The organism is Micromonospora sp. NPDC023888 (assembly GCF_040639415.1).
Lineage (GTDB): Bacteria > Actinomycetota > Actinomycetes > Mycobacteriales > Micromonosporaceae > Micromonospora.
Genome location: NZ_JBEZZW010000108.1, coordinates 1 through 1,181, shown reverse-complemented (window position 1 = coordinate 1,181; position 1,181 = coordinate 1). Strand labels below are relative to the sequence as shown.

Genomic DNA, 1,181 nt, shown 5'->3' with positions numbered 1-1,181 from the left:
CCCGCCGTGGCCAGATCCAGGCCATGGAGGAGAGGGCCGGTGCCCGGGTCGTCAAGGGCCTGGTGCCGCTCTCGGAGATGTTCGGCTACGTCGGCGACCTCCGCAGCAAGACCTCGGGTCGCGCAAGCTACTCGATGCAGTTCGACTCCTACGCCGAGGTTCCGCGGAACGTCGCCGAGGAGATCATCGCGAAGGCCAAGGGCGAGTAACTCTCCCGGTTTCACGCTTTAGGCTTGACACCATCCGCCGGGGCTTCGGCCCCGCAACCCGAGGCAGGTGCCCCGGCGGGTGGCCACCCAGCAAAGATCACCTGGCGCCGATGAGTAAGGCGTACCAGAACCACTCTCAGGAGGACCCCAGTGGCGAAGGCGAAGTTCGAGCGGACTAAGCCGCACGTCAACATCGGCACCATCGGTCACATCGACCACGGTAAGACGACCCTCACGGCCGCCATTACCAAGGTGCTGCACGACGCGTTCCCGGACCTGAACGAGGCCTCGGCGTTCGACCAGATCGACAAGGCTCCTGAGGAGCGCCAGCGCGGTATCACCATCTCCATCGCGCACGTCGAGTACCAGACCGAGTCGCGTCACTACGCCCACGTCGACTGCCCCGGTCACGCGGACTACATCAAGAACATGATCACCGGTGCTGCCCAGATGGACGGCGCCATCCTCGTGGTCGCCGCCACCGACGGCCCGATGCCGCAGACCAAGGAGCACGTGCTCCTGGCCCGCCAGGTCGGCGTTCCGTACATCGTCGTCGCCCTGAACAAGGCCGACATGGTGGACGACGAGGAGATCCTGGAGCTCGTCGAGCTCGAGGTTCGTGAGCTGCTCACCGAGTACGAGTTCCCGGGCGACGACGTTCCGGTCGTCAAGGTCTCGGCGCTCAAGGCGCTCGAGGGCGACAAGGAGTGGGGCCAGTCGGTCCTGAACCTGATGGCCGCCGTCGACGAGTCGATCCCGCAGCCCGAGCGCGACGTCGACAAGCCGTTCCTGATGCCGATCGAGGACGTCTTCACGATCACCGGTCGCGGTACGGTCGTCACCGGCCGTATCGAGCGTGGTGTCCTCAAGGTCAACGAGACCGTCGACATCATCGGCATCAAGACCGAGAAGACCACCACCACGGTCACCGGCATCGAGATGTTCCGCAAGCTGCTCGACGAGGGCCAGGCC

The 1,181-nt window shown here is 65.3% G+C and carries 2 protein-coding genes; both read left to right on the top strand.

Annotated elements, in window-relative coordinates; genetic code table 11:
- The coding region (locus AB0F61_RS34265) for a hypothetical protein (RefSeq protein WP_357818570.1) at positions 1–209 on the top strand (209 nt) is incomplete at its 5' end.
- A gap of 150 nt (positions 210–359) precedes the next feature.
- On the top strand, positions 360–1,181 hold an 822-nt coding region (locus tag AB0F61_RS34260; RefSeq protein WP_357818567.1), incomplete at its 3' end, for an elongation factor Tu.